A 22320-nucleotide genomic window follows, 5' to 3' on the forward strand; every position below is an offset into this window, starting at 1 on the left:
CACCGGGAACAAACGGCGTCAGTTTCACGAAAATCATCGAACGCTGAATAAAAGCGTCAATCGGCTGGAAATGAACAACAGGATGGGGTTTCGCATGAACAGGCTCATGAAGAGTGCACTGCTGGCTGGCGCGGCATGGAGCGCCGCATCGTCGATGGCGATGGCGCAGGACGCCCAGTCGGGCGAACCATCAGCGGTCGAGGACATCGTCGTTACCGCCCGCCGGACGGAAGAATCGGTCCAGACTGTTCCGCTCGCCGTGTCAGCGTTTTCGGGCGAATCGCTGGAGCGCCGGGGCGCACAGCAGGTTCTGGATCTTCAGGGGGCCGTGCCGAACCTGAACATCGTTCAGGGCCGTGCGTCGTCCAACGCGACCAACATCTACATTCGCGGTGTGGGCCAGCCGGACGCGCTGCAAACTTTTGACCCGGCTGTGGGCGTGTATGTCGACGATGTCTATTTCGCGCGGATCCGGGGGACCCAGTTCGATCTGCTGGACCTGGAACGCGTTGAGGTCCTGCGCGGGCCGCAGGGCACGCTGTACGGCAAGAACACCATCGGCGGCGCACTGAAGCTGGTCTCGCGGCGTCCCGGCCAGGACTGGCGCGGGCGGGGATCGATCGCTTACGGTGACTACAACATGATCGATGTCCAGGGCGCGGTATCCGGCCCGATCAGCGACCAGCTGGCGTTCGGCGTGTCGGCCCTGCGCTCGACCCGTGACGGCTATGTCACCAACCCGGTGACCGGTGCGGAATACAACGACAAGGACTCGACCGCCGTTCGCGGAACCCTGGCTTGGGATCCGGCCGAAAACCTCAGCATCGACATCATCGCCGACTATTCGCATGACGACGCCGCCCTGACGGTCGGTCAGGCGACGAACAGCCTGGTCGGATCCAGCGGCCAGACGATCGTCGCCGTGCCGTCGCCACTGCCGGAATACAACTTCCAGACCGTGGTCGATGCCGACCTGCCGAACTCCACCCGCCTGGAATCGCGCGGTATCTCGGCCAACATCGGCTGGGACATCAGCGACAGCCTGTCGCTGCGGTCGATCACCGCCTATCGCAAGCTGAACACGGACGACTACATCGACTTCGACGCAACGCCGCGAGAGGTCACTTCGGCCCTCGTGGCCGTCGACCAGAAGCAGGTCAGCCAGGAGTTTCAGCTGAACTACAACTCCGGCCCGATCAGCGCGGTCGGCGGACTCTACTACCTCAAGGAAGACATCAGTTCCCATCAGGAGGCCTATGCCGACGACCTGCTGGGCGCGCTGTTCCTGAACTCGCGGTTCACGCGCACCGTCGATGACAGCCTCGAGACGACGTCCAAGGCGGCCTATGCCAACCTGACCTACTCTGTGACTGACCAGCTGCGGCTGTCCGGCGGCGTTCGCTACACGGAAGAGGAAAAGGACTACGTCCGCACCACCTCGACCTTCTTCAGCGCCCTGCCCGCGTTCAACGCGACCTTCCCGTTCCGTCCGCCGGTCGCCCAGTATGACGACACCTCGATCATGCTGTCGGCCGACTACCAGATCACGCCGGACGTGCTGGCCTATGCCCGCTTCGCCCAGGGCTTCAAGTCGGGCGGCTACAACGGCCGTGCGAACTCTGCGGCCGAGGCGACGGAGTATTCGCCGGAAACCGCCGACACCTATGAAATCGGCATCAAGACCACGTCGATGGACGGCCGTCTGCGGCTGAACGGCACGGTCTTTCAGACCAACTACCAGGACTTCCAGGCGCGCGTTTCGGGGCTCGATACCGACCCGATTACAAAGCTGCCGGTCGCGGTTCTGTCGGTGATCAACGCCGGCGAGCTGAAGATCAACGGGGCCGAGCTGGAAATGATCGCCCAGCCCTATCCCGCCTTCACCATGGATGCCCAGGTCGGTCTGCTGAACTCGGAATACGACGTCTTCCGCGACGCCCGCTTTACGGCGTTCAGCGGCAGCCGCGCCTTCCAGACCCCGGCCTTCTCGCCGAAATGGACCGTCCGTTACGGCATGCAGTACGTTCTGGATCTGGACGGCGGCTCCAGCTTCACCTTCGGGGGCGCGGTCCGTTATCGCTCCTCCATGGCGCTGGCGGTCGACAACACGACGGTCAACACCGACGTCAAACTGCCCGGCATGTTCCAGACCGGCTATGTCCTTCTGGACGCCCGCGTCGTCTGGAACGATCCGTCGGACCGCTACTCCATCGGCGTCTACGGCCAGAACCTCACCGACGAGGTCTACAAGACCGACGCTCAGGAGTTCTCCTCGGTCGGTGGTATCCGCACGGCCTACTACGGCGCTCCCCAGACCGTGATGGTCAAGGCGACCGTCCGCTACTAGGGGCGCGAACGCTCTCCGGGCAGCACCTTTCTGACCGGACGAAAGGATGAAACTTGGGGCGGCGGTTCGACAGGGCCGCCGCCCTTTTTCTTTGCAGCCTTGATCCGGACGACTACGGTCCGGATCAGGGAACGATGAGTCCACGAGGAAACCCGGAATGAGCCCGAACGCCGCCACAGCCGCGCCGACCCCGCTGGAGCGGCCAGCCTATCGCTACTACGTCCTCGGGCTTCTGATGGTGGTCTACACCTTCAACTTCATCGACCGGCAGGTGCTGGCCATCCTGGCCCCCTACATCCAGGCCGAGATGAAGTTCACCGACAGCCAGCTCGGCCTTCTGGGCGGTCCGGCCTTTGCGTTCGTCTATTCGACCCTGGCCCTGCCGATCGCCTGGCTGGCCGACCGGATCAGCCGGACCTCGATCATTGCCACCTCCCTGGCGGTCTGGTCGGGCTTCACCGCCCTGTGCGGCATGGCCACCGGCTTCACCTTCCTGTTCGGCGCGCGCATGGGCGTGGGCGTCGGCGAGGCGGGGGGCGTGGCCCCGTCCTATTCGCTGGTCGCGGATTACTTCCCCAAGGCGCAGCGGGCGCGGGCGCTGGCCGTCTATTCCTTCGGCGTGCCGATCGGAACCGGACTGGGTTATCTGTTCGGAGGCCTGCTGGCCGCCGCCATCGACTGGCGCGCCGCCTTCGTCATTCTGGGGCTCGCCGGCGTGCTGTTGGCACCCCTGTTCAAGCTGACGGTCCGCGACCCGATCCGCGGCGGTTTCGACCGTCCCGAGACCGCTCCCGAGGCCCCGGTCGTCGCCACGCCGGCACCGGTACAACAGGCCGCCTCCTTCGGTGAGGTCTGGGCCGTCCTGCTGAAAAAGCCGAGCTTCTGGTTCCTGTCGTTCGGCGCGGCCTGTTCGTCCGTTTACGGCTACGGGGCCGCCTTCTGGCTGCCCAGCTTCTTCCAGCGCAGCCTGGGCATGGAGGGGGCCGAACGCGCCTGGTACATGGCCGGCATCGCCCTGATCGGTGGCACAATCGGCATCTGGCTGGGCGGATGGCTGGCCGACAAGCTCGGCAAGGGGGTCAAACGCGCCGCCTATCCGCTGGTCCCGGCCGTCGGTTTCATCATCGCCGTGCCGTTGTTTTTCCTGGCGATGAACGTCGAGGACAAGTGGACGGCCTTCGTCCTGTTCCTGATCCCGCAGGCCCTGTCGCTGGCCTGGCTGGGTCCGGTGGTGACATCCGTCCAGCACCTGGTGCCCGCCCATATGCGGTCGACCGCGTCGGCCAGCTTCCTGCTGATCAACAACCTGGTCGGCATCGGTCTGGGCATCTATCTGCTGGGCGCGGTGTCGGAGTATCTGACGCCCCGGTTCGCCGAAGAGGCACTGCGGTATTCGCTGTACGTCGGGCAGTGGTTCTATGCACTGGCGGCGATCCTGCTGTTCATCGCGGCGCGCAGCCTGAGGCGTGACTGGGTGGATTGAGACGAGGACGCGGTTGCACCTGCGAAGGGGCCACGCCTATAAGCGCGACCAACTTCTCCCAGCGATCGCGGCGGTCTTCCCATGAACATCCACGAATATCAGGCCAAGCAGGTCCTGAAGGGCTTTGGCGCGCCGGTCGCCGAGGGCGTGGCCATCACCTCCGCCGACCAGGCCGAGGCCGCCGCGCGCCAGCTGCCCGGGCCGCTGTATGTCGTGAAGTCGCAGATTCACGCCGGCGGGCGCGGCAAGGGCCGGTTCAAGGAACTGGGCCCCGACGCCAAGGGCGGCGTGCGCCTGGCCTTCTCGATCGAGGACGTGGTCAGGAACGCGAAGGAGATGCTGGGCAACACCCTGGTCACCGCCCAGACCGGTGAAGCGGGCAAGCAGGTCAACCGCCTGTACATCGAGGACGGTGCCGACATCGCGCGCGAGCTGTACTGCTCGCTGCTGGTCGACCGCGCCCACGGCCGCATCGCCTATGTCGTCTCGACCGAGGGCGGCATGGACATCGAGGCCGTCGCCCACGACACGCCCGAGAAGATCCAGACCATCGTCATCGACCCCGAAACCGGCGTGACCGAGGCCGACGTGGCCGCGATCAACGCCGCCTATGGCCTCTCCGGCGCAGCGGCCGAGGACGGCAAGAGCCTGTTCCCCATCCTGTACAAGGCCTTCACCGAGAAGGACATGGACATGCTGGAGGTGAACCCCCTGATCGTGATGAAGGACGGCCACCTGCGCGTGCTGGACGCGAAGGTGTCATTCGACGGCAACGCCCTGTTCCGGCACGACGACATGAAGGCCCTGCGTGACGAGACCGAGGAAGACGCCAAGGAGATCGAGGCGTCCAAATGGGACCTCGCCTATGTCTCGCTGGACGGCAACATCGGCTGCATGGTCAACGGCGCAGGCCTGGCCATGGCGACGATGGACATCATCAAGCTGTACGGCAAGGAGCCCGCCAACTTCTGCGACGTCGGCGGCGGCGCCGGCAAGGACAAGGTGGCGGCGGCCTTCAAGATCATCACCGCCGACCCGAACGTCCAGGGCATTCTGGTCAACATCTTCGGCGGCATCATGAAGTGCGACGTGATCGCCGAGGGCGTGGTCGCGGCCGTGAAGGAAGTGGGCCTGAAGGTGCCGTTGGTCGTGCGCCTGGAAGGCACCAATGCCGAGCTGGGCAAGAAGATCCTGAACGAGAGCGGCCTGACCATCCAGGCCGCCGACGACCTCGACGACGCCGCCCAGAAGATCGTCGCGGCGGTCGGCTGAGCCCAGCGCTCAGTCTCCACCGCCCTGCTGACAGACACATCCAGAGATCGATAGACCCATGTCCATCCTCGTCGACAAGAACACCAAAATCATCGTCCAGGGCCTTACCGGCAAGACGGGCGGCTTCCATACCGAACAGGCGCTGGCCTATCACGGGACGCAGATGGTCGCGGGCGTGCACCCGTCCAAGGGCGGCACGAACTGGACCGGGTCGCATGGCGAAAGCCTGCCGATCTACGCCTCGGTCGGCGAGGCGAAGGAGGCCACCGGGGCCGACGCCTCGGTGATCTATGTCCCGCCGTCGGGTGCGGCCGCCGCCATTATCGAGGCGATCGATGCCGAAATCCCCTTCATCACCTGCATCACCGAGGGCATCCCGGTGCTGGACATGGTCAGGGTCAAGCGGCACCTCGAAGGCTCGAAGTCCCGCCTGCTGGGCCCCAACTGCCCCGGCATCCTGACGCCGGACGAATGCAAGATCGGCATCATGCCGGGCTCCATCTTCAAGAAGGGCTCGGTCGGCGTCGTGTCGCGTTCGGGCACCCTGACCTATGAAGCCGTGTTCCAGACCACCAACGAGGGCCTGGGCCAGACCACGGCGGTCGGCATCGGCGGCGATCCGGTCAAGGGCACCGAGTTCATCGACGTGCTGGAGATGTTCCTGGCCGACCCGGAGACGACCTCGATCATCATGATCGGCGAGATCGGCGGCGGCGCGGAAGAAGACGCCGCCCAGTTCCTGATCGACGAGGCGAAGAAGGGCCGCAAGAAGCCGATGGCCGGCTTCATCGCCGGACGCACCGCGCCCAAGGGCCGCACCATGGGCCACGCCGGGGCCGTGGTCAGTGGCGGCAAGGGCGATGCCGAGTCCAAGATCGCGGCGATGGAAGCGGCCGGCATCACCATGTCGCCCTCGCCCGCGCGGCTGGGCAAGACGCTGGTGGAAGTCCTGAAGGGGTAGACGTGGTGTCTCCTCCCCGTCGCTTCGCGATGGGGAGGTGGATCCGTAGCGAAGCGGAGGAGACGGAGGGGCCGGCGATCGCCGCCGCTGCTCGCCGCTCGTCGCGCCTCGGCATACGGGCGCAGGACAACGGCGGCGCCGTTCTGCACGCCCCGCAGCCCGTCGTTGCTTCAAGAACCCCTCCGTCACGGCGCGAAGATGCGCCGCGCCACCTCCCCATGCCTTCGGCGCGGGGAGGAGATGCCAGATCGGGGCATTTTTCTGCCCGTTCGCCCTCCTTCGGTCATGACCCATAAGGAAACAGCGCCTATATCAACCGCGCTGGCCTCACGCGGATGTGACCGCTGATCAACCCCGGGGCCGAATTCGGGACGACGATACCATGGCGGACGATGCCGGTCGGCTGAATCAGGTCTTTGCCGAGACCAGCTTCCTGTATGGCTCCAACGCCGCCTTCATCGAGGGGCTGCATGACAAATGGGCGGCCGATCCGTCCAGTGTGTCGGCCGAATGGCGGGCTTTCTTCGACCAGTTGAGGGACTCGGCCGCGACCGTCCAGGCGTCCTCGGCCGCCGGAAGCTGGGGCCGGTCCCGGGCGACCGAGCCGAGCGAGGAGACCGGCGTGTTCGACGGTCGCTGGCCCGCCCCCCGGCCTGACCCGAAGGCAAAGCCCGCCGCCGCGCCTGCGTCCCCCGCCGCGACCGGAGCCTCCGCCGAGGAGGTCCGCGCCGCCGCCCATGATTCGATCCGCGTCCTGATGCTGATCCGCAGCTATCGCGTGCGCGGCCACCTGCAGGCGACCCTGGACCCGCTGGGCATCGAGGCCAGGACGAACAATCCCGAATTGACGCCCGAGTTCTACGGCTTCACCGAGGCCGATCTGGACCGGCCCATCTATCTGGACGGGGTCCTGGGCCTGCAGACCGGCACGATCCGCGAGGTCATGGCGATCCTGAAGCGGACCTACTGCGGCAATATCGGCATCCAGTTCATGCATATCGCGGAACCGGAGGAGAAGGCCTGGATCCAGCAGCGCTTCGAGGGCCCGGACGCCTTCGAGAAGAACGGCTTCACCCGGGAAGGCAAGATCGCCATCCTGAACAAGCTGATCGAGGCCGAGGGCTTCGAGCGGTTCCTGCACAAGCGCTTCCCCGGAACCAAGCGGTTCGGCCTGGACGGCGGCGAGGCCATGGTCCCGGCGCTGGAGCAGATGATCAAGCGCGGCGGGGCCCTGGGCGTCGATGAGATCGTCATCGGCATGGCCCACCGGGGCCGCCTGAACACGCTCGCAGCCGTCATGGGCAAGCCCTACAAGGCCATCTTCCACGAATTCCAGGGCGGCTCGACGGTGCCCAGCGACATCGAGGGATCGGGCGACGTCAAATATCACATGGGCGCGTCCTCGAACCGCGAGTTCGACGGCAACCACGTCCATCTGTCGCTGACCGCCAACCCGTCGCACCTCGAGATCGTCAACCCGGTCGTGCTGGGCAAGGCGCGGGCGAAACAGGCGTTCGACATCCGCGAGGCCAACGCCGGTCTGCCGGAGGCCCAGTGGGCGCTGGACCGGTCCAAGGTCATGCCGCTGCTGATCCACGGCGACGCGGCCTTCGCCGGCCAGGGCGTGGTGGCCGAATGTTTCGCCCTGATGGGGCTGAAGGGCTACCGCACCGGCGGGACGATGCATTTCGTCATCAACAACCAGATCGGCTTCACCACCAGCCCGCGCAACAGCCGGTCCAGCCCCTATCCATCGGACGTGGCCCTGATGGTTCAGGCGCCGATCCTGCACGTCAACGGCGATGACCCGGAAGCCGTCGTCTTCGCCGCCAAGGTCGCGACCGAGTTCCGCCAGAAGTTCAAGAAGGACGTGGTGGTGGACATGTTCTGCTACCGCCGCTTCGGCCACAACGAGGGCGACGATCCGACCTTCACCCAGCCGGTGATGTATTCGAAGATTCGCAGCCTGCCCTCGACCCGCGAAATCTATTCGAAGCGTCTGGTGGAGGAGGGCGTCCTGACCGCCGCCGAGGTCGAGGCCGAGGTCGCCCGCTTCGAACAGTATCTGGACGAGCAGTTCGAAGCCGGAAAGAGCTTCGTCGCCGACAAGGCCGACTGGCTTGACGGCCAGTGGAAGGGCGTGGGCCTGCCCGACGGCGAGGAGCGTCGCGGCGACACGGCGGTGCCCGAGGCCAGGTTGAAGGACCTCGGCCACCGGCTGACGACCATTCCGAACCAGGTCGACATCCACAAGACGCTGAAGCGCGTCATCGAGGCGCGCCGCGCCACGATCGACAAGGGCACCGACATCGACTGGGCCACGGCCGAGAGTCTGGCCTTCGCCAGTCTGTTGACCGAGGGCTTCCCGGTGCGCCTGTCGGGCCAGGATTCCGTGCGCGGCACCTTCAGCCAGCGCCACTCCGGCATCGTCGATCAGACCACGGAGGAACGCTATGTTCCGCTGAACAACCTGGGCGGCGACTACCAGCATTTCGAGGTCATCGATTCCGCCCTGTCGGAAGAGGCGGTGCTGGGCTTCGAATACGGCTATGCGCTCAGCGACCCCAACACCCTGGTGATGTGGGAGGCCCAGTTCGGCGACTTCGTGAACGGGGCCCAGGTCGTGATCGACCAGTTCATCAGTTCCGGCGAACGCAAGTGGCTGCGGATGTGCGGCCTGACCATGCTGCTGCCCCACGGCTATGAGGGTCAGGGTCCGGAGCATTCCTCGGCCCGGCTGGAGCGGTTCCTGCAGCAGTGCGCCGAGGACAATATGCAGGTCGCCAACTGCACGACCCCGGCCAATTATTTCCACATCCTGCGCCGCCAGATGCACCGGCCGTTCAGGAAGCCGCTGATCATCATGACGCCCAAGAGCCTGTTGCGGCACAAGAAGGCGGTCTCGACCCTTGCGGACATGGCCGAGGGCTCGTCCTTCCACCGCGTCCTGCACGACGACGCCCAGACGCGTCCCGAGGTGTCGGGCATCGCCATCAAGGGCGACAAGGACATCCGCCGCGTCGTCCTGTGCTCGGGCAAGGTCTATTACGACCTGCTGGACGCGCGCGAGAAGAAGGGCGTCAACGACGTCTATCTGATGCGGCTGGAGCAGTTCTATCCGTGGCCGATCAAGTCCCTGTCGACCGAACTGGGCCGCTTCCCCAATGCGGAGCTGGTCTGGTGCCAGGAAGAGCCCAAGAACATGGGCGGATGGACCTTCGTCGATCCCTGGCTGGAGCTGACGCTGGACAAGCTGGATATGAAGTCGAAACGCGCCCGCTACGTCGGACGGCCCGCCTCGGCCTCGACCGCCGCCGGGCTGATGAGCCGCCATCTGAAGGAACTCGAGGCCTTTACCTCCGAGGCCCTCGCCTGATTGCCGGCGTCGGGCACCTCCCGCCCGACGCCATTATCGCCTATATGACCGCCACGTCCTGACGCTGACTGAACGACCGGAACCCTCCCCATGGCCGACATCCTGACCCCCACGCTCGGTGAATCCGTTTCCGAGGCGACCATCGCCAAATGGTCCAAAAAGGTCGGTGACGCGGTCAGGAAGGACGAGACTCTGGTCGAGCTGGAAACCGACAAGGTCTCGCTGGAGGTCGTCTCGCCGACGGACGGCACCCTGGGGGCCATCCACTTCGCCGAGGGCGACACGGTCACCCCGGGCGCGATCCTGGGGGCCGTCACCGAAGGCGCCGCCGCCACCGGGCCCGCCGATGTTGCTGCTGCGCCGGTCGCCGCCACCCCCGCGCCGACGCCGGCACCCGCCGCGCCTTCGGGCGGTTCGGCCAACAGCGGATCGGCCGCCTTCAAGGCCCCCGCCGCCGACGCGGCCCTGTCGCCTTCGGTTCAGCGGATCGTGACCGAGAACAACCTGGATGCCTCGGCCATCGCGCCGACCGGCCCCAAGGGCAACATCACCAAGGGCGATGCCCTGGCCGCCGCCGGTGCCGCGACGTCCGCACCGGCCAGGGCCACGGCACCCGCACCCGCACCCGCACCCGCTCCGGCCGTGGCCGTCGCGCCGCGCGCCGACCAGCCGCGCGAGGAACGGGTCAAGATGACGCGGCTGCGCCAGACCATCGCGCGCCGCCTGAAGGAATCCCAGAATACCGCCGCCCAGCTGACCACCTTCAACGAGGTGGACATGACTACCGTTATGGCCCTGCGCACCCAGTACAAGGACGCGTTCGAGAAGGCGCATGGCGTGAAGCTGGGCTTCATGAGCTTCTTCACCCGCGCGGTTGTCGCGGCGCTGAAGGAGATCCCGGCCGTCAATGCCGAGATCGACGGCACCGACATCATCTACAAGAACCACTATGACATCGGCGTCGCTGTCGGGACCGAGAAGGGTCTGGTCGTGCCGGTGCTGCGCGACGCCGACACCCTGTCGCTGGCGGGCATCGAGAAGGGCATTGCCGCGCTCGGCAGGGCCGCCCGCGACGGCGACCTGACGCTGGACCAGCTGCAGGGCGGCACCTTCACCATCACCAACGGCGGCACCTATGGCTCGCTGATGTCGACCCCGATCCTGAATGCGCCGCAGTCCGGCATCCTGGGCATGCACAACATCGTCCAGCGCCCGATGGCCGTGAACGGCCAGGTCGAGATCCGGCCGATGATGTATCTGGCCCTCAGCTACGACCACCGCATCGTCGACGGCAAGGAGGCCGTGACCTTCCTGGTGCGGATCAAGCAGCTGCTGGAAGACCCGGCGCGGGCGCTGCTGGACCTCTAGAGCATGATCGTTTGAGGTGGACCCACGTCGTGGGTCCAACCGAAAGCGTGAATCATGCCCTCGCTCATATCTGGAGCCTGATTCACGGCATCGGCGGAATCGCGAAGCGATTCCCCCTCAGCCGATCAGGCTCTAGGAGTCGTTGGGTCGCGATACGGCGGCCTGCGGTTCAGACACCCATATGCAAGGCGCGGCGGTCGAGGTCCAGCGCGCCCTGCACGACCGCGACGGGATCAGTGCCCCGAGGTAGATCGCTGCATGGCACGGCGCGGTGACGCGGATCCGCGGGGGGCGGGCCAGGGTCGAGCGGCAGGACCGCGAAACAGAAATACCGACCGCGCCTGATGGCCTGGACGTCGGGGTCAGCGAAGATGCCCCCGGAGGCCATGCCATCGCTCCCATAGGCGGGGGGCGGCCGTTCGGAGCGCCAGGTCAAGGCCCCGGGCCCGTAGGCATCGATCCGGCTCACCCCGCGATAGTGGAGGGGCGTCGGCCTCCAGATCTCAACCCTGTCCAGTCCGCCGACATAGCTCGCCAGGGCCGCGTCGGACAGCTGCGCAGTGGCGCGGAGCCTCGGCCACCGCAGCTTGGCGCTGCCGTGCTCCATGACGACGAAGGCGACATCGTCGGGGAGGTGGAATTGGTCGCGCAGCACTTTTTCCTGCCCGTCGCGCTGCGTCCGACCCAGCAGGAGGATCAGACCGCAGAGGGTCGCGATGATCGCCACCGCCGTGATCCGCTGGGCGTGGGTCGCCTCGCCCCAGCGGGCCCTGAGCGAGCTTGAGGGAAGCATCGACCGGCTCATGGCTCACTCCGTGTCGGCCTGCCTCACGGGGGCCGCGTCGTCAGGCCGGATCGACGCCAGAACGGCGTCTGTGTCCTGCCCAAGGGCCGGGGGCGGGACGTCGTACCGCATGGGCGTCTGCGACAAACGGATCGGCGAGGCCACGGTCCGGACCAGTTGCGAAAGATCGGCACGCGATTGCTCGACCTCCAGCCCGCGATGCTTCGCCTGGGGCTCGTCGAAGACCTGGTCGATGGTGTTGACCGGGCCGCAGGGGACGCCGGCAGGTTCCAGCGTCGCCATCAGCGCGCCCATCGTCAGGCCGCGCGTCCGCGCCGAGAGCGCCGCGACCAGCTCGGCGCGATGTTCGATCCGGCCCGCGTTGGTGGCATAGCGGTCGTCGCCGGCCAGGGCGTCCGCTCCCAGCACGCCGCACAGGGCGCGGAACTGCGCGTCGTTGCCGACGGCGATCACGACCATGCCGTCCGTGCACGGAAAGGGCTGATAGGGCACGAGGTTGGGGTGGGCATTGCCCATCCGGCTCGGGGCGACGCCGGACACGAAGTAATTCGTCGCCTGATTGGCCAGCATGGCGGCCTGGACGTCGAACAGGGCGATGTCGATATGCTGGCCCTGTCCGGTCGACCGGGCATGCAGCAGGGCGGCGAGGATAGCGTTCGAGGCATAAAGCCCGGTGGCCAGATCGACCACGGCGACCCCGACCTTCATCGGTTCGGCCCCGGGGGTGCCGTCGGGCTGGCCGGTGACGCTCATCAGCCCGCCCATGGCCTGGATCATATAGTCGTAGCCGGCCTGATGCGCGCGCGGGCCGGTCTGGCCAAAGCCGGTGATTGAGCAATACACAAGGGCGGGTCGATCCCCGGGCCGGTCCTTCGACAGGGAGGCATAGTCCAGTCCGTACCTGGCCAGGCCGCCGACCTTGAAGTTCTCCACGACCACATCGCAGGTCGCGGCCAGCCGCCGGATCGTATCGGCGCCTTCGGTCGAGGCCATGTCCAGTGCGACCGACTTCTTGCCCCGGTTGGCGCACATGAAATAGGCGCTGTCGCCACGCGAACCATCGGTCCGGGTGATGAAGGGCGGGCCCCAGGCGCGGGTGTCGTCGCCCACGCCCGGCCGTTCGATCTTGATGACCTCGGCCCCCAGATCGGCCAGCAACTGGGTGGCCCAGGGTCCCGCCAGAACGCGCGACAGGTCGAGCACGCGAACGCCCGCCAGGGCCTGGGGCATCGGCGTCATGTCAGAGACCGGGATCGAAGGCGCCGGCCTCGGCCATCCGCGTCTCGCGGGCGACCTCTGCGCGATAGCCGAGGTCGTCGGCCATGGCCTTGATCTCGGTCGAGACGGTCGTCCTGTGCAGCCCGGGCACCAGGGCATGCACGAAGGCCGCGCCGGACAGGCCCGCAAGCCGGAACCCGAAGCGCGAGGCGGCGACCGCGTGGTGCAGATAGCTCTCGCCGACCTCCCGGGGATGATCGACGAACAGGCGGGTCAGGGGCCGGAACATCCGGCCACCCTAGCGCGGGATGCGGCATCTCACTACCCCGCGCCAAACGGACGGCCTCAGTCCCCGGTCGTGACCGTGACGTCCGCATCCGCTTCCGAGACCGCTTCGGCGGCCTGATCCAGAGCGTACTGGGCGATCAGGCCATAGGTGACCTGTTGTTCCGGGTCGTTGGCGGCCCACGCACCGTTCTGTGCCATACCGGCCGCGGCCGCCAGGGCTCCGTGGACCTCGGGGTCGTTCAGGGCATCGGCGACCAGGGCCTCGACGTCGATATTGGCCAGCGCCTGCCGGGCGATGCTGCTGGCGTGACGGGTGATCTCGGCGGTGAAGGCCGAGACCTCGGGCGCATACTCGGCCCAGATCGCCGCAATGCGCGCCTCGCGCTGGTCGGCGCTCAGGCTTTCGTCGGCCGAGACCGCCTCGGCCCGTTCGCCGAAGGCTTCCATGCGGGCCTCGAAGGCCGAGGCCGCGGCCTCGATCGCGGCCTGGGATGCGCCATCGGGATCGCGGGGCATTTCGCCGGCCAGTGCGCTGGACAGCGGCAGGACGGCGAGGGCGGCGGCGAGGGAAAGGGCACGGATCATGACGGCGGCTCCTTGGGATCTGATGACCTCAAGGTCCGCCGAACGGCGTCCGACCTCAAGTTACTTCGCAGTAAGCCCCCCCGCGCGGCATCCCTCAGGTGGCGGGCGTGCCCGCCGGGGCCGACATGACGCCCGCGCGGAGGGTCGCCGGCGCGGTCTTGATCTGGGTCATGATGGTCGTGACGGCCTCGGCCGGGATCATGCCGGGGTTCGCGTCGGCGAAGGCCTTGAACATCGCCGCGAACGCGTCGGCCTTGACCTGGTGAGCGGCCTGGATGGCATCCGCGTCGGCATTGGCTCTGGCGGTATCGGTTCCGGCGGCGGTCCGGGCGGCCTGGAGTTCGCCCTGCATGGCCTCCATGTCCGCGCCGAAAGCATCGCCCGCAGCGCTGATCTCGGCCTCGGTCGGGACGGCCGTCGCCGCCACGGGCGCGGTCGGTGCAGGGGTTGCATTCTGGGCGAGGACGGGGCCGGCGAGCAGCGCGGCAGCGGCGGCGGTGGCGAGGGACAGCGCACGGATCATGGTCGGCTCCTTGGGATCTGATGACCCCAGGGTCCGCCGAATGCCGTCCTGTCTCAAGTTACTTCGCCGTAAGCTGCCCGAGTCGCTTGGCGGGCGGGCGCGTCGACCGGTGCCGTCGCGTCCGGTTCAGCCTCTTCCGCACCATTCATGGCAAACCGGCGCGCCGGGGTCTCCGGATCGAGGATGGATCAGCGGGCGTTGCGTTTGGCCAGAACCCGCAGGCGAAGGGCGTTCAGCTTGATGAAGCCGGCGGCGTCGTTGTGGTCATAGGCCTGAACGCCTTCCTCGAAGGTGACCAGATCCTGATCGTAGAGGCTGTTGGCGCTCTCGCGGCCGATGACCGAGACATTGCCCTTGTAGAGCTTGATGCGGACGGTACCCGAGACCTTTTGCTGGCTGTGGTCGATGGCGGCCTGCAGCATCTCGCGCTCCGGCGCGAACCAGAAGCCGTTGTAGATCATCTGGGCGTATTTGACCGCCAGCTCGTCCTTCAGGTGCATGGCCCCGCGATCCAGGGTGATGGACTCGATGCCCCGGTGCGCCGCCAGCAGGATGGTGCCGCCCGGCGTCTCATAGACCCCGCGCGACTTCATGCCGACGTAGCGGTTCTCGACCAGGTCCAGGCGGCCCACGCCGTTGTCGTGGCCGAGTGCGTTGAGCTTCGTCAGCAGGGTGGCCGGGCTCATGGCCTCGCCGTCGATGGCGACCGCGTCGCCCTTTTCGAAGGTCATGGTGAAGACGTGCGGCCGGTCCGGCGCGTCTTCGGGCGAGATGGTGCGCTGATGCACGAACTCCGGGGCCTCGACAGCCGGATCCTCCAGCACCTTGCCCTCGGACGAGGAGTGCAGAAGGTTGGCGTCGACGCTGAACGGGGCCTCGCCGCGCTTGTCCTTCGAGATCGGGATCTGGTTCTTCTCGGCGAAGTCCAGCAGGGCCTCGCGGCTGCGGTATTCCCACTCGCGCCAGGGGGCGATGACGCGGATGTCCGGCTCCAGCGCATAATAGCCCAGCTCGAAGCGGACCTGATCGTTGCCCTTGCCGGTCGCACCGTGACAGACGGCGTCGGCGCCGACCATTCGGGCGATCTCGATCTGGCGCTTGGCGATCAGCGGCCGCGCGATCGAGGTGCCGAGCAGGTACTGACCTTCATACAGGGCGTTGGCGCGGAACATCGGGAAGACGAAGTCGCGCACGAACTCCTCGCGCAGGTCGTCGATGAAGATGTTCTCGGGCTTGATGCCCATCTTCAGGGCTTTTTCGCGTGCCGGGGCCAGTTCCTCGCCCTGACCCAGGTCGGCGGTGAAGGTCACGACCTCGGCATTGTACTCGGTCTGGAGCCATTTCAGGATGATCGAGGTGTCCAGACCGCCGGAATAGGCCAGGACGACCTTCCTGACGGGTTTTTCGGAGGCCTTGGCCATGGCGGGATCCTTGGAGAACGATGCGTGGCGGGGATTGGCGGCGCTTAAAGGGCCTCGTGCCGCGCGATGCAAGGGCCGGAATGCGGCGAGTCGGCTGGCGATCCTCGCGGGCGGCACTATCTGAACGGGACAGCCACCGGATGCCGCCGTGACCGACAACGCTCCCACGCCAGCCCTCAACGACAATGCAGCGCAGGAAACGCCGCCGCGGGTCCTGACCGACGCCGCCCGCCGCGCCCTGGCCGAGGCCGCCGAACGACGCGCCGCGATCGGGGCCCAGGCTCTTCCGGAGGAGCACGGCGGACCCCGCGGACCCGAGCCGACGCGCTACGGCGACTGGGAGAAGAAGGGACTGGCGATCGACTTCTGATCAGCCCAGGTGACCCGTGCGCTCGATCTCCACCGGGCCGGTCATCAGGACGTGACCGGTACCCTCGTCCCAGTCGATCCGCAGTTCGCCACCGTCGACGACCACGGTCGCGCTCCGCCCCGTCAGCCCCCGGCGTGAGGCCGCCACCAGCGCTGCACAGGCCCCCGTCCCGCACGCCCGGGTCAGGCCGGCCCCGCGCTCCCAGACCCTCAGACGGATACGATCCTGCCCAAGCACATGGGCGAAGCCGACGTTCACGCCCTGCGGAAACAGGGGGTGGTGCTCGATCATCGACCCCGCGCCGGTGACGAAGACGTCGTCCAGCCGGTCGGTGAAGAAGACGACGTGCGGATTGCCCATGCTGACGGCACCGGGCGTATGCATGACGGGATCGTCGATCGGCCCGATCTGCAGCTCGATGCCGCGCGTATCCATCTCCTCGGCCAGGGGGATCTCGCGCCAGTCCAGCCGGGGCGCGCCCATGTCGACGGTGACCCGGTCCGGTCCGGCACGGCGGGCAATTGTCGTGCCGCCCAGGGTGTCGATGGTGACGCTGTCGGTGCCGTTGGCCTGCATCAGCATCCAGCCGACGCAGCGCAGCGCATTGCCGCAGGTCTCGACCACGCCGCCGTCGGCATTCCACACCCGCATGAAGGCGTCCGCGCGGTCCGACGGTTCGATGGCGATCAGCTGGTCGAAACCTTGGCCCGTCTGGCGGTTCGCCAGCGCCCTGACCCGGTCGCCGTCCGGCGTGAACGGCGTCTCCAGCGCATTGACGACGACGAAGTCGTTGCCCGCGCCGTTCATCTTCACGAAGGGGGTGGAGGCCTGCATGCGCCGCATATAGCCCCTCGCCCGCCGGGTCCCAACCCACTTGCCGCCGGCCGCCTCGCCGCTAAGGTGCCTCATCCCTCACGGAGCGCTCTGCATGCATCGATCGTCCGGCCTGTTGCTCGCCACCCTTCTGCCCCTCCTCTCCTTCGCATCGAGCCCCATGGCCCAGACCGCTTCCGATCGGACCCCGCCCAACCCCCCGCTGGCCGCCGGAGCCTTCGCCACCTCGGACGCGACCGATCCCTGGCTGTGGCTGGAAGAGGTCGACGGCGAGCGCGCCATGGCCTGGGTCAACGAACACAATACCCGCTCTCTGGGCGTGCTGCAGGGCGATCCGCGTTACGAGGCCCTGCACGAACAGGCCCTGGCCCTGGTCCAGGCCCGCGACCGCATCCCCGCGCCGGGCTTCACCCATGCGGGCATGATCGATAATTTCTGGCAGGACGCAGACCATGTGCGCGGCCTCTGGCGTCGCACGACGCTGGACAGCTATCGCACCGACGCGCCGGAATGGCAGACCATCCTCGACATCGACGCCCTGTCGGCGGCCGAGGGCAAGAACTGGGTCTACAAGGGCTCGACCTGCCTGCCCCCCGAGGAGCGGCTGTGTCTGGTCTCCCTGTCCGACGGCGGCAAGGACGCGGTCGTGATCCGCGAATTCGATTCCGAGGCCCGCGCCTTCGTCCCGGCTCAAGGCCGGGATGGCGGCTTCGAACTGCCCGAGTCCAAGGGCGGCGTCGCCTGGGTCGATGCCGACACCCTTCTGGTCGCCCGCGACTTCGGGCCCGGCACCCTGACGACCTCGGGCTATCCGATGATTGTCAAGCGGATGAAGCGGGGCCAGACGATCGATCAGGCCGAGACAGTCTTCACGGGCCAGCCTTCGGACGTCTCGGTCGGCGGCTATACGCTGCGCGATGCGGACGGGGCTGTCCAGGCCGTCCTGATCAACCGGGGCATCAGCTTCTATGAGGGCGAGACCCACCGCCTGAACCCCGACGGCACGACGACGCAGCTGGCCCTGCCGGCCAAGTCCGACATCGACGCCCTGGTCCAGGGCCAGCTGGTGGTCACGATCAAGCAGGACTGGACCGCCCCCTCTGGCCAGACGTTCCGGGCCGGTGACGTCGTCGCCTGGCCGCTGCAGGCCTGGCTGGCCGACCCGACGACCCGGGCCCGGCTGATCATCCGCCCCACGGAGCGCGAGGCGGTCGAGGCGGTCACCGCCACCCGCAACCACCTGATCGTCGGCCTGTTCGAGAATGTGCGCGGCGCGGCCTATGTGTATACGCCCGATCCCGACGGGGACTGGACCCGCCGCCGTCTGGACCTGCCGCAGAACGCCACGATCGGCCTGGGGTCGGCCTCCGAGGTCGACGACCGGGTCTTCGTCAATGTGTCCGGCTATCTGACGCCGCAGAGCCTGTATCTTGCCGACGCGGCCAGCGGCGCGGTCGCCCCGGTCAAGGCCCTGCCCGCCAAGTTCGACGCCGACGGCATGACGGTCGATCAGTTCGAGGCCCGGTCCGCCGACGGGACGATGATCCCCTATTTCGTCGTCCACAAAATCGACCTGGCGCTGGACGGATCAAACCCCACGCTGCTGTACGGCTATGGCGGGTTCCAGAGCTCGCTGCTGCCCGGCTATTCGCCGACGGTCGGCAAGCTGTGGCTGGAGCGGGGCGGGGTCTATGTCGTCGCCAATACGCGCGGCGGCGGCGAGTTCGGCCCCAACTGGCACGACGCGGCCCTGCAGGAAAACCGGCAGCGCGCGCATGAGGATTTCCAGGCCGTGGCGCTGGACCTGATCGCGCGCAACATCACGTCCCAGCCCCGCCTCGGCATCATGGGCGGGTCCCAGGGCGGGCTGTTCATGGGGGCGATGCTGACCCAGCGGCCGGACCTGATCAATGCCGCCGTCATCCAGGTGCCCCTGTTCGACATGCTGCGCTTCCATCGCCTGCTGGCGGGGGCCTCCTGGATCGCCGAATACGGCAATCCGGACATCCCTGAGGAACGCGCCTGGATCCAGGCCTATTCGCCGTACCAGAACCTGCGGGCGGGACAGCCCTATCCGGAAGTCTTCATCCACACCTCGACCAAGGACGACCGCGTCCATCCGGGCCATGCACGCAAGGCCGCCGCACGGCTGGAACAGCTCGGCTATCCGGTCCTGTTCTACGAGAACACCGACGGTGGCCACGCGGCCGGGGCGAACCTGCGCGAAACCGCCCGCCGGATCGCCCTGGAATACACCTATCTGAGCCGTAGGCTGATGGACTGAACGTGACTTCCGCTCATCCCCGCGAAAGCAGGGACCCAGTGCTTTGGTGAGGCACGGCGGCTGGGATGAGCGTCTTGCCTTACGGGTGGTCGCAACGGCCCACAGAACTGGATCCCCGCTTTCGCGGGGATGAGCGGAGAGTGAAATGCGTATCCAAACCTTGATGGCGGTCACGGCCCTGATGGTCTTTGCCGCGCCCGCGCCCGCCCTGGCCCAGACGCCCCCGCCCCACCTCCCGGCCGATCTGTCGCCCGCGGGCGTCCGCGCCGCCGACGATCATCTGGCGCTGGAGGCGGTCGAGGGGACCGAGGCCATGGCCTTCGTCCGGGCCGAGAACGAACGGTCGCTCGCCGCCCTGACCGGCGATCCGCGCTACGAGACCTTCCGCCAGCAGGCCTTCGACATCCTGTCCTCCACCGCCCGCATCCCGACTCCGGCCTTCCTCGGCGACGGTATCGGCAATTTCTGGCAGGATGCGACCAATCCCAAGGGCCTGTGGCGGCGCACGACGCTGGACAGCTATCGCAGCGCGACCCCGATGTGGGAGACCCTTATCGATATCGATGCCCTGTCCCGCGCCGAGGGCCGGGACTGGGTCTGGAAGGGCGCGAACTGCCTGGCTCCGGACGAGACTCGCTGCCTGGTTTCCCTGTCGGAGGGCGGCAAGGATGCGGTCGTGGTGCGCGAGTTCGACACCACCACCAGGGCCTTCGTCCCGGCTCAGGGCCGGGATGGGGGCTTCGTCCTGCCCGAAGGCAAGCACCGGCTCAGCTGGCTGGATCGCGACACCCTGCTGGTCGCCACCGACTTCGGGCCGGGAACCCTGACCGAGAGTGGCTATCCCTATATCGTCAAATCCCTGTCGCGCGGCCGGACGCTGGCCCAGGCGACCGAGGTCTATCGCGGCGAACAGGGCGACGGCGGCTATGGCGTCAGTCCGGCCGTCTATCGCGACAAGGATGGCGTGGTCGAGGCCGTCCTGTTCAGTCGGCCGCTGGACACCTTCCGCGCCCAGACTTGGCAATGGGTCGACGGGCGCGCCGTACGGCTGAACCTGCCCGAGCGGGTCGCCGTCCAGGGCACGATGGGGACGCAGCTGATCGTCTCGCTCGAGGAACCCTGGGTCATCCCCGGCGGCACCCTGCCCGCAGGCGATCTGGTTGCGGCCAGCCTGACGACGCTGCAACAGCCGGAGATCGTCCGCAGCGACAACGACCCGCAGGTGATCTTCCACCCCGGCACGCGCCAGTCCCTGCAGGACACGACCGTGATGTCGGACCGGATCGTGTCGGTCGTATCCGACAACGTCGTCGGCACGCTCAAGGTCTTCACGCCCGACACGACGGACCCCACCCACATCCGCTGGCACGCGACCGGGATCGACGTTCCGGCCAACAGCGCCGTGGCGCTGGGAGACGCCTCCCGCTCGCGGGGCGCGGTGTTCGTGTCGAGCCAGGGCTTCCTGACCCCGCCAACGCTGAGCCTCGCCGACGTGGCGACCGGCGAATTGGGCCAGGTCAGGCAGGCCCCGGCCCAGTTCGACGCCACGACCCATGGGGTCGAACAGTTCGAGGTCGCCTCCACCGACGGCACGATGATCCCCTATTTCGTCGTCCGTCCGGTCAACGCCCCGCGCGACGGATCGACGCCGACGGTCCTGTTCGGTTACGGCGGTTTCCAGATCGCCTTCCCGCCCGCCTACAAGCCCGAGCTGGGCAAGCTGTGGCTGGAGAACGGCGGGGCCTATGTCGTGGCCAACATCCGGGGCGGGGGCGAGTTCGGTCCGGCCTGGCACCAGGCGGCCCTGCGGGAGAACCGCCAGTTGGCCTTCGACGACTTCGCCGCCGTGGCCCGCGACCTGCAGACGCGCGGCATCGCCTCTGCCCGGCACCTGGGCATCTACGGCCGGTCGAACGGCGGCGTCCTGACGTCCGTGTCGATCACCCAGCACCCGGACCTGTTCAACGCAGCTGTGATCGAGAGCCCTCTGATCGACATGCTGCGCTATCCGGACCTGCCGGCCGGGGCGTCCTGGATCGGCGAATACGGCGACCCGCGCATCCCCGGCGACGCCGCCTTCATCGCCCGCTATTCCGCCTATCAGCAGCTGCGGCCCGAGACGGACTATCCGCGCGTCTACATCACCACCAACACCCGCGACGACCGCGTCCATCCGGGCCATGCGAGGAAGTTCGCGGCCCGGCTGGGCGATCAGGGCCACGATCACCTGTATTACGAGGAGACCTCGGGCGGCCACTCCAACGACGCCGACCCGGTCGCCAATGCCCGGCGGTGGGCCCGCCACTATGTCTATCTGAGCCAGCAACTGATGGACTGAGTTTGATCCTCCCCCGTCGCGCGGTGCACGAGGACGGGTTCACACGATTATGAGGCGCGGTCCCGGATGCTTCCGGTTAGGACTTCGCCCCATGAACGCACGGGGCTTCATCATCGCAGCGGTCGCCGCCCTGATCTGTGGGGGCGCGGTCGAGTCGGCTGCCCGGCCGGCCGCTCCACACCCTGCGGTCCGCAATGTCCGCACGGCCGAGCCGGTGGTGGTCGAGCTGTTCACCGCCCAGGGCTGTTCCGGCTGCACCGGGGCCAACCGCGTGGTGGAGACGCTGGCGGAGACGCCCGGCGTGATCGCCCTGACCTGGTCGGTCGACTACTGGGACTATCTGGGCTGGGCCGACACCTTCGCCCGGCCGGAGTTCGCCCAGCGCCAGCGGGCCTATCAGTCGGCCCTGCGGCTGCGTGGCGTCTATACGCCCCAGGTCGTGATCGACGGCCGTCGTCAGGTCTCCGGCGTCGATGCCGACGCCGTTCAGGACGCGGTCGACGAGGAGGCCACCCGCCGCATCTTCCCGCCCGAGGTCCAGTTTCGCGAAGGCGGCGAGGCGGTCGGCATCGGCAGCGGACGGGTACCGGCCGGCGGTGCCGACGTCTGGGCCATCACCTATCGGCCCGGCCGCCAGGACGTCAGCGTCTCCGGCGGCGACAACCGGGGCCAGGTCATCGGCTCGGTCAATGTGGTCCGCAGCCTGACCCGGCTGGGGGCTTGGCGCGGCCAGCCGATCCTTCTGACCCTGCCGACTCTCGCCGACGCCCAGGACCGGACCGTGGTCCTGGTGCAGGCGCGCGCAGATCGTCGCATCCTGACGGCGGCGCTGCGTCAGGACTGAACC

At 67.6% G+C, this 22320-nt stretch carries 17 protein-coding genes; 10 read left to right on the top strand and 7 right to left on the bottom strand.

All coding sequences use genetic code 11. From position 1 onward, the window contains the following. The first annotated feature begins 106 nt into the window (after positions 1-106). From HZ989_RS03205 to odhB, 6 genes are all read left to right on the top strand, one after another. Complete coding sequence (locus tag HZ989_RS03205; protein WP_245162432.1) at positions 107-2347, top strand: TonB-dependent receptor; 2241 nt, start codon at positions 107-109, stop codon at positions 2345-2347. Between the two features lie 157 nt (positions 2348-2504). Then, a complete protein-coding gene (locus tag HZ989_RS03210) occupies positions 2505-3830 on the top strand; it encodes an MFS transporter (protein WP_209322211.1) in 1326 nt (441 codons plus the stop codon). A gap of 81 nt (positions 3831-3911) precedes the next feature. After that, entirely contained in the window at positions 3912-5102 is a 1191-nt protein-coding gene (gene sucC, locus HZ989_RS03215) for an ADP-forming succinate--CoA ligase subunit beta (RefSeq protein ID WP_209322212.1), read from the top strand. A gap of 58 nt (positions 5103-5160) precedes the next feature. After that, the gene (gene sucD, locus HZ989_RS03220; RefSeq protein WP_209322213.1) at positions 5161-6063 is read left to right on the top strand and encodes a succinate--CoA ligase subunit alpha; all 903 of its coding nucleotides are present in this window, start codon (positions 5161-5163) and stop codon (positions 6061-6063) included. A 382-nt stretch (positions 6064-6445) separates the two neighbouring features. Beyond that, entirely contained in the window at positions 6446-9439 is a 2994-nt protein-coding gene (locus tag HZ989_RS03225; RefSeq protein ID WP_209322214.1) for a 2-oxoglutarate dehydrogenase E1 component, read from the top strand. 90 nt (positions 9440-9529) lie between these two features. Continuing rightward, positions 9530-10807, top strand: coding sequence for a 2-oxoglutarate dehydrogenase complex dihydrolipoyllysine-residue succinyltransferase (odhB, locus tag HZ989_RS03230; RefSeq protein WP_209322215.1), 1278 nt, complete (start codon positions 9530-9532; stop codon positions 10805-10807). A gap of 169 nt (positions 10808-10976) precedes the next feature. Here odhB and HZ989_RS03235 read toward each other — a convergent pair whose 3' ends face one another. From HZ989_RS03235 to HZ989_RS03260, 6 genes are all read right to left on the bottom strand, one after another. Next, positions 10977-11600 (bottom strand): hypothetical protein, encoded by a 624-nt coding sequence (locus tag HZ989_RS03235; protein ID WP_209322216.1) that lies wholly within the window; start codon positions 11598-11600, stop codon positions 10977-10979. Between the two features lie 15 nt (positions 11601-11615). Then, the gene (locus HZ989_RS03240) at positions 11616-12851 is read right to left on the bottom strand and encodes a CaiB/BaiF CoA-transferase family protein (protein WP_245162433.1); all 1236 of its coding nucleotides are present in this window, start codon (positions 12849-12851) and stop codon (positions 11616-11618) included. Between the two features lies 1 nt (position 12852). Beyond that, complete coding sequence (locus HZ989_RS03245; RefSeq protein WP_209322217.1) at positions 12853-13119, bottom strand: DUF6356 family protein; 267 nt, start codon at positions 13117-13119, stop codon at positions 12853-12855. Positions 13120-13175: 56 nt separating this feature from the next. Further along, positions 13176-13703, bottom strand: coding sequence for a hypothetical protein (locus tag HZ989_RS03250; RefSeq protein WP_209322218.1), 528 nt, complete (start codon positions 13701-13703; stop codon positions 13176-13178). Between the two features lie 94 nt (positions 13704-13797). Next, a complete protein-coding gene (locus tag HZ989_RS03255) occupies positions 13798-14226 on the bottom strand; it encodes a hypothetical protein (RefSeq protein ID WP_209322219.1) in 429 nt (142 codons plus the stop codon). Between the two features lie 188 nt (positions 14227-14414). Beyond that, on the bottom strand, positions 14415-15647 hold the full coding sequence (locus HZ989_RS03260) for an argininosuccinate synthase (protein WP_209322220.1): 1233 nt from the start codon (positions 15645-15647) through the stop codon (positions 14415-14417). Positions 15648-15795: 148 nt separating this feature from the next. Between HZ989_RS03260 and HZ989_RS03265 the strand changes: the two genes are divergently transcribed. After that, the gene (locus HZ989_RS03265; RefSeq protein ID WP_209322221.1) at positions 15796-16017 is read left to right on the top strand and encodes a DUF1674 domain-containing protein; all 222 of its coding nucleotides are present in this window, start codon (positions 15796-15798) and stop codon (positions 16015-16017) included. On the opposite strand, the gene dapF is transcribed toward HZ989_RS03265, so the two are convergent. Then, complete coding sequence (gene dapF, locus HZ989_RS03270) at positions 16018-16851, bottom strand: diaminopimelate epimerase (protein WP_245162501.1); 834 nt, start codon at positions 16849-16851, stop codon at positions 16018-16020. It lies immediately after the preceding gene. Between the two features lie 94 nt (positions 16852-16945). Between dapF and HZ989_RS03275 the strand changes: the two genes are divergently transcribed. The 3 genes from HZ989_RS03275 to HZ989_RS03285 all read left to right on the top strand — a co-directional run bounded on the left by HZ989_RS03275 (position 16946) and on the right by HZ989_RS03285 (position 22317). Beyond that, on the top strand, positions 16946-19135 hold the full coding sequence (locus HZ989_RS03275; protein WP_209322222.1) for a prolyl oligopeptidase family protein: 2190 nt from the start codon (positions 16946-16948) through the stop codon (positions 19133-19135). Between the two features lie 145 nt (positions 19136-19280). Continuing rightward, the gene (locus HZ989_RS03280; protein ID WP_209322223.1) at positions 19281-21473 is read left to right on the top strand and encodes a prolyl oligopeptidase family protein; all 2193 of its coding nucleotides are present in this window, start codon (positions 19281-19283) and stop codon (positions 21471-21473) included. A gap of 91 nt (positions 21474-21564) precedes the next feature. Next, the gene (locus tag HZ989_RS03285; protein WP_209322224.1) at positions 21565-22317 is read left to right on the top strand and encodes a thioredoxin family protein; all 753 of its coding nucleotides are present in this window, start codon (positions 21565-21567) and stop codon (positions 22315-22317) included. Positions 22318-22320: the final 3 nt, after the last annotated feature.

Origin of the sequence: Brevundimonas sp. AJA228-03 (genome assembly GCF_017795885.1) — a bacterium.
In the GTDB taxonomy this organism is placed as follows: domain Bacteria; phylum Pseudomonadota; class Alphaproteobacteria; order Caulobacterales; family Caulobacteraceae; genus Brevundimonas.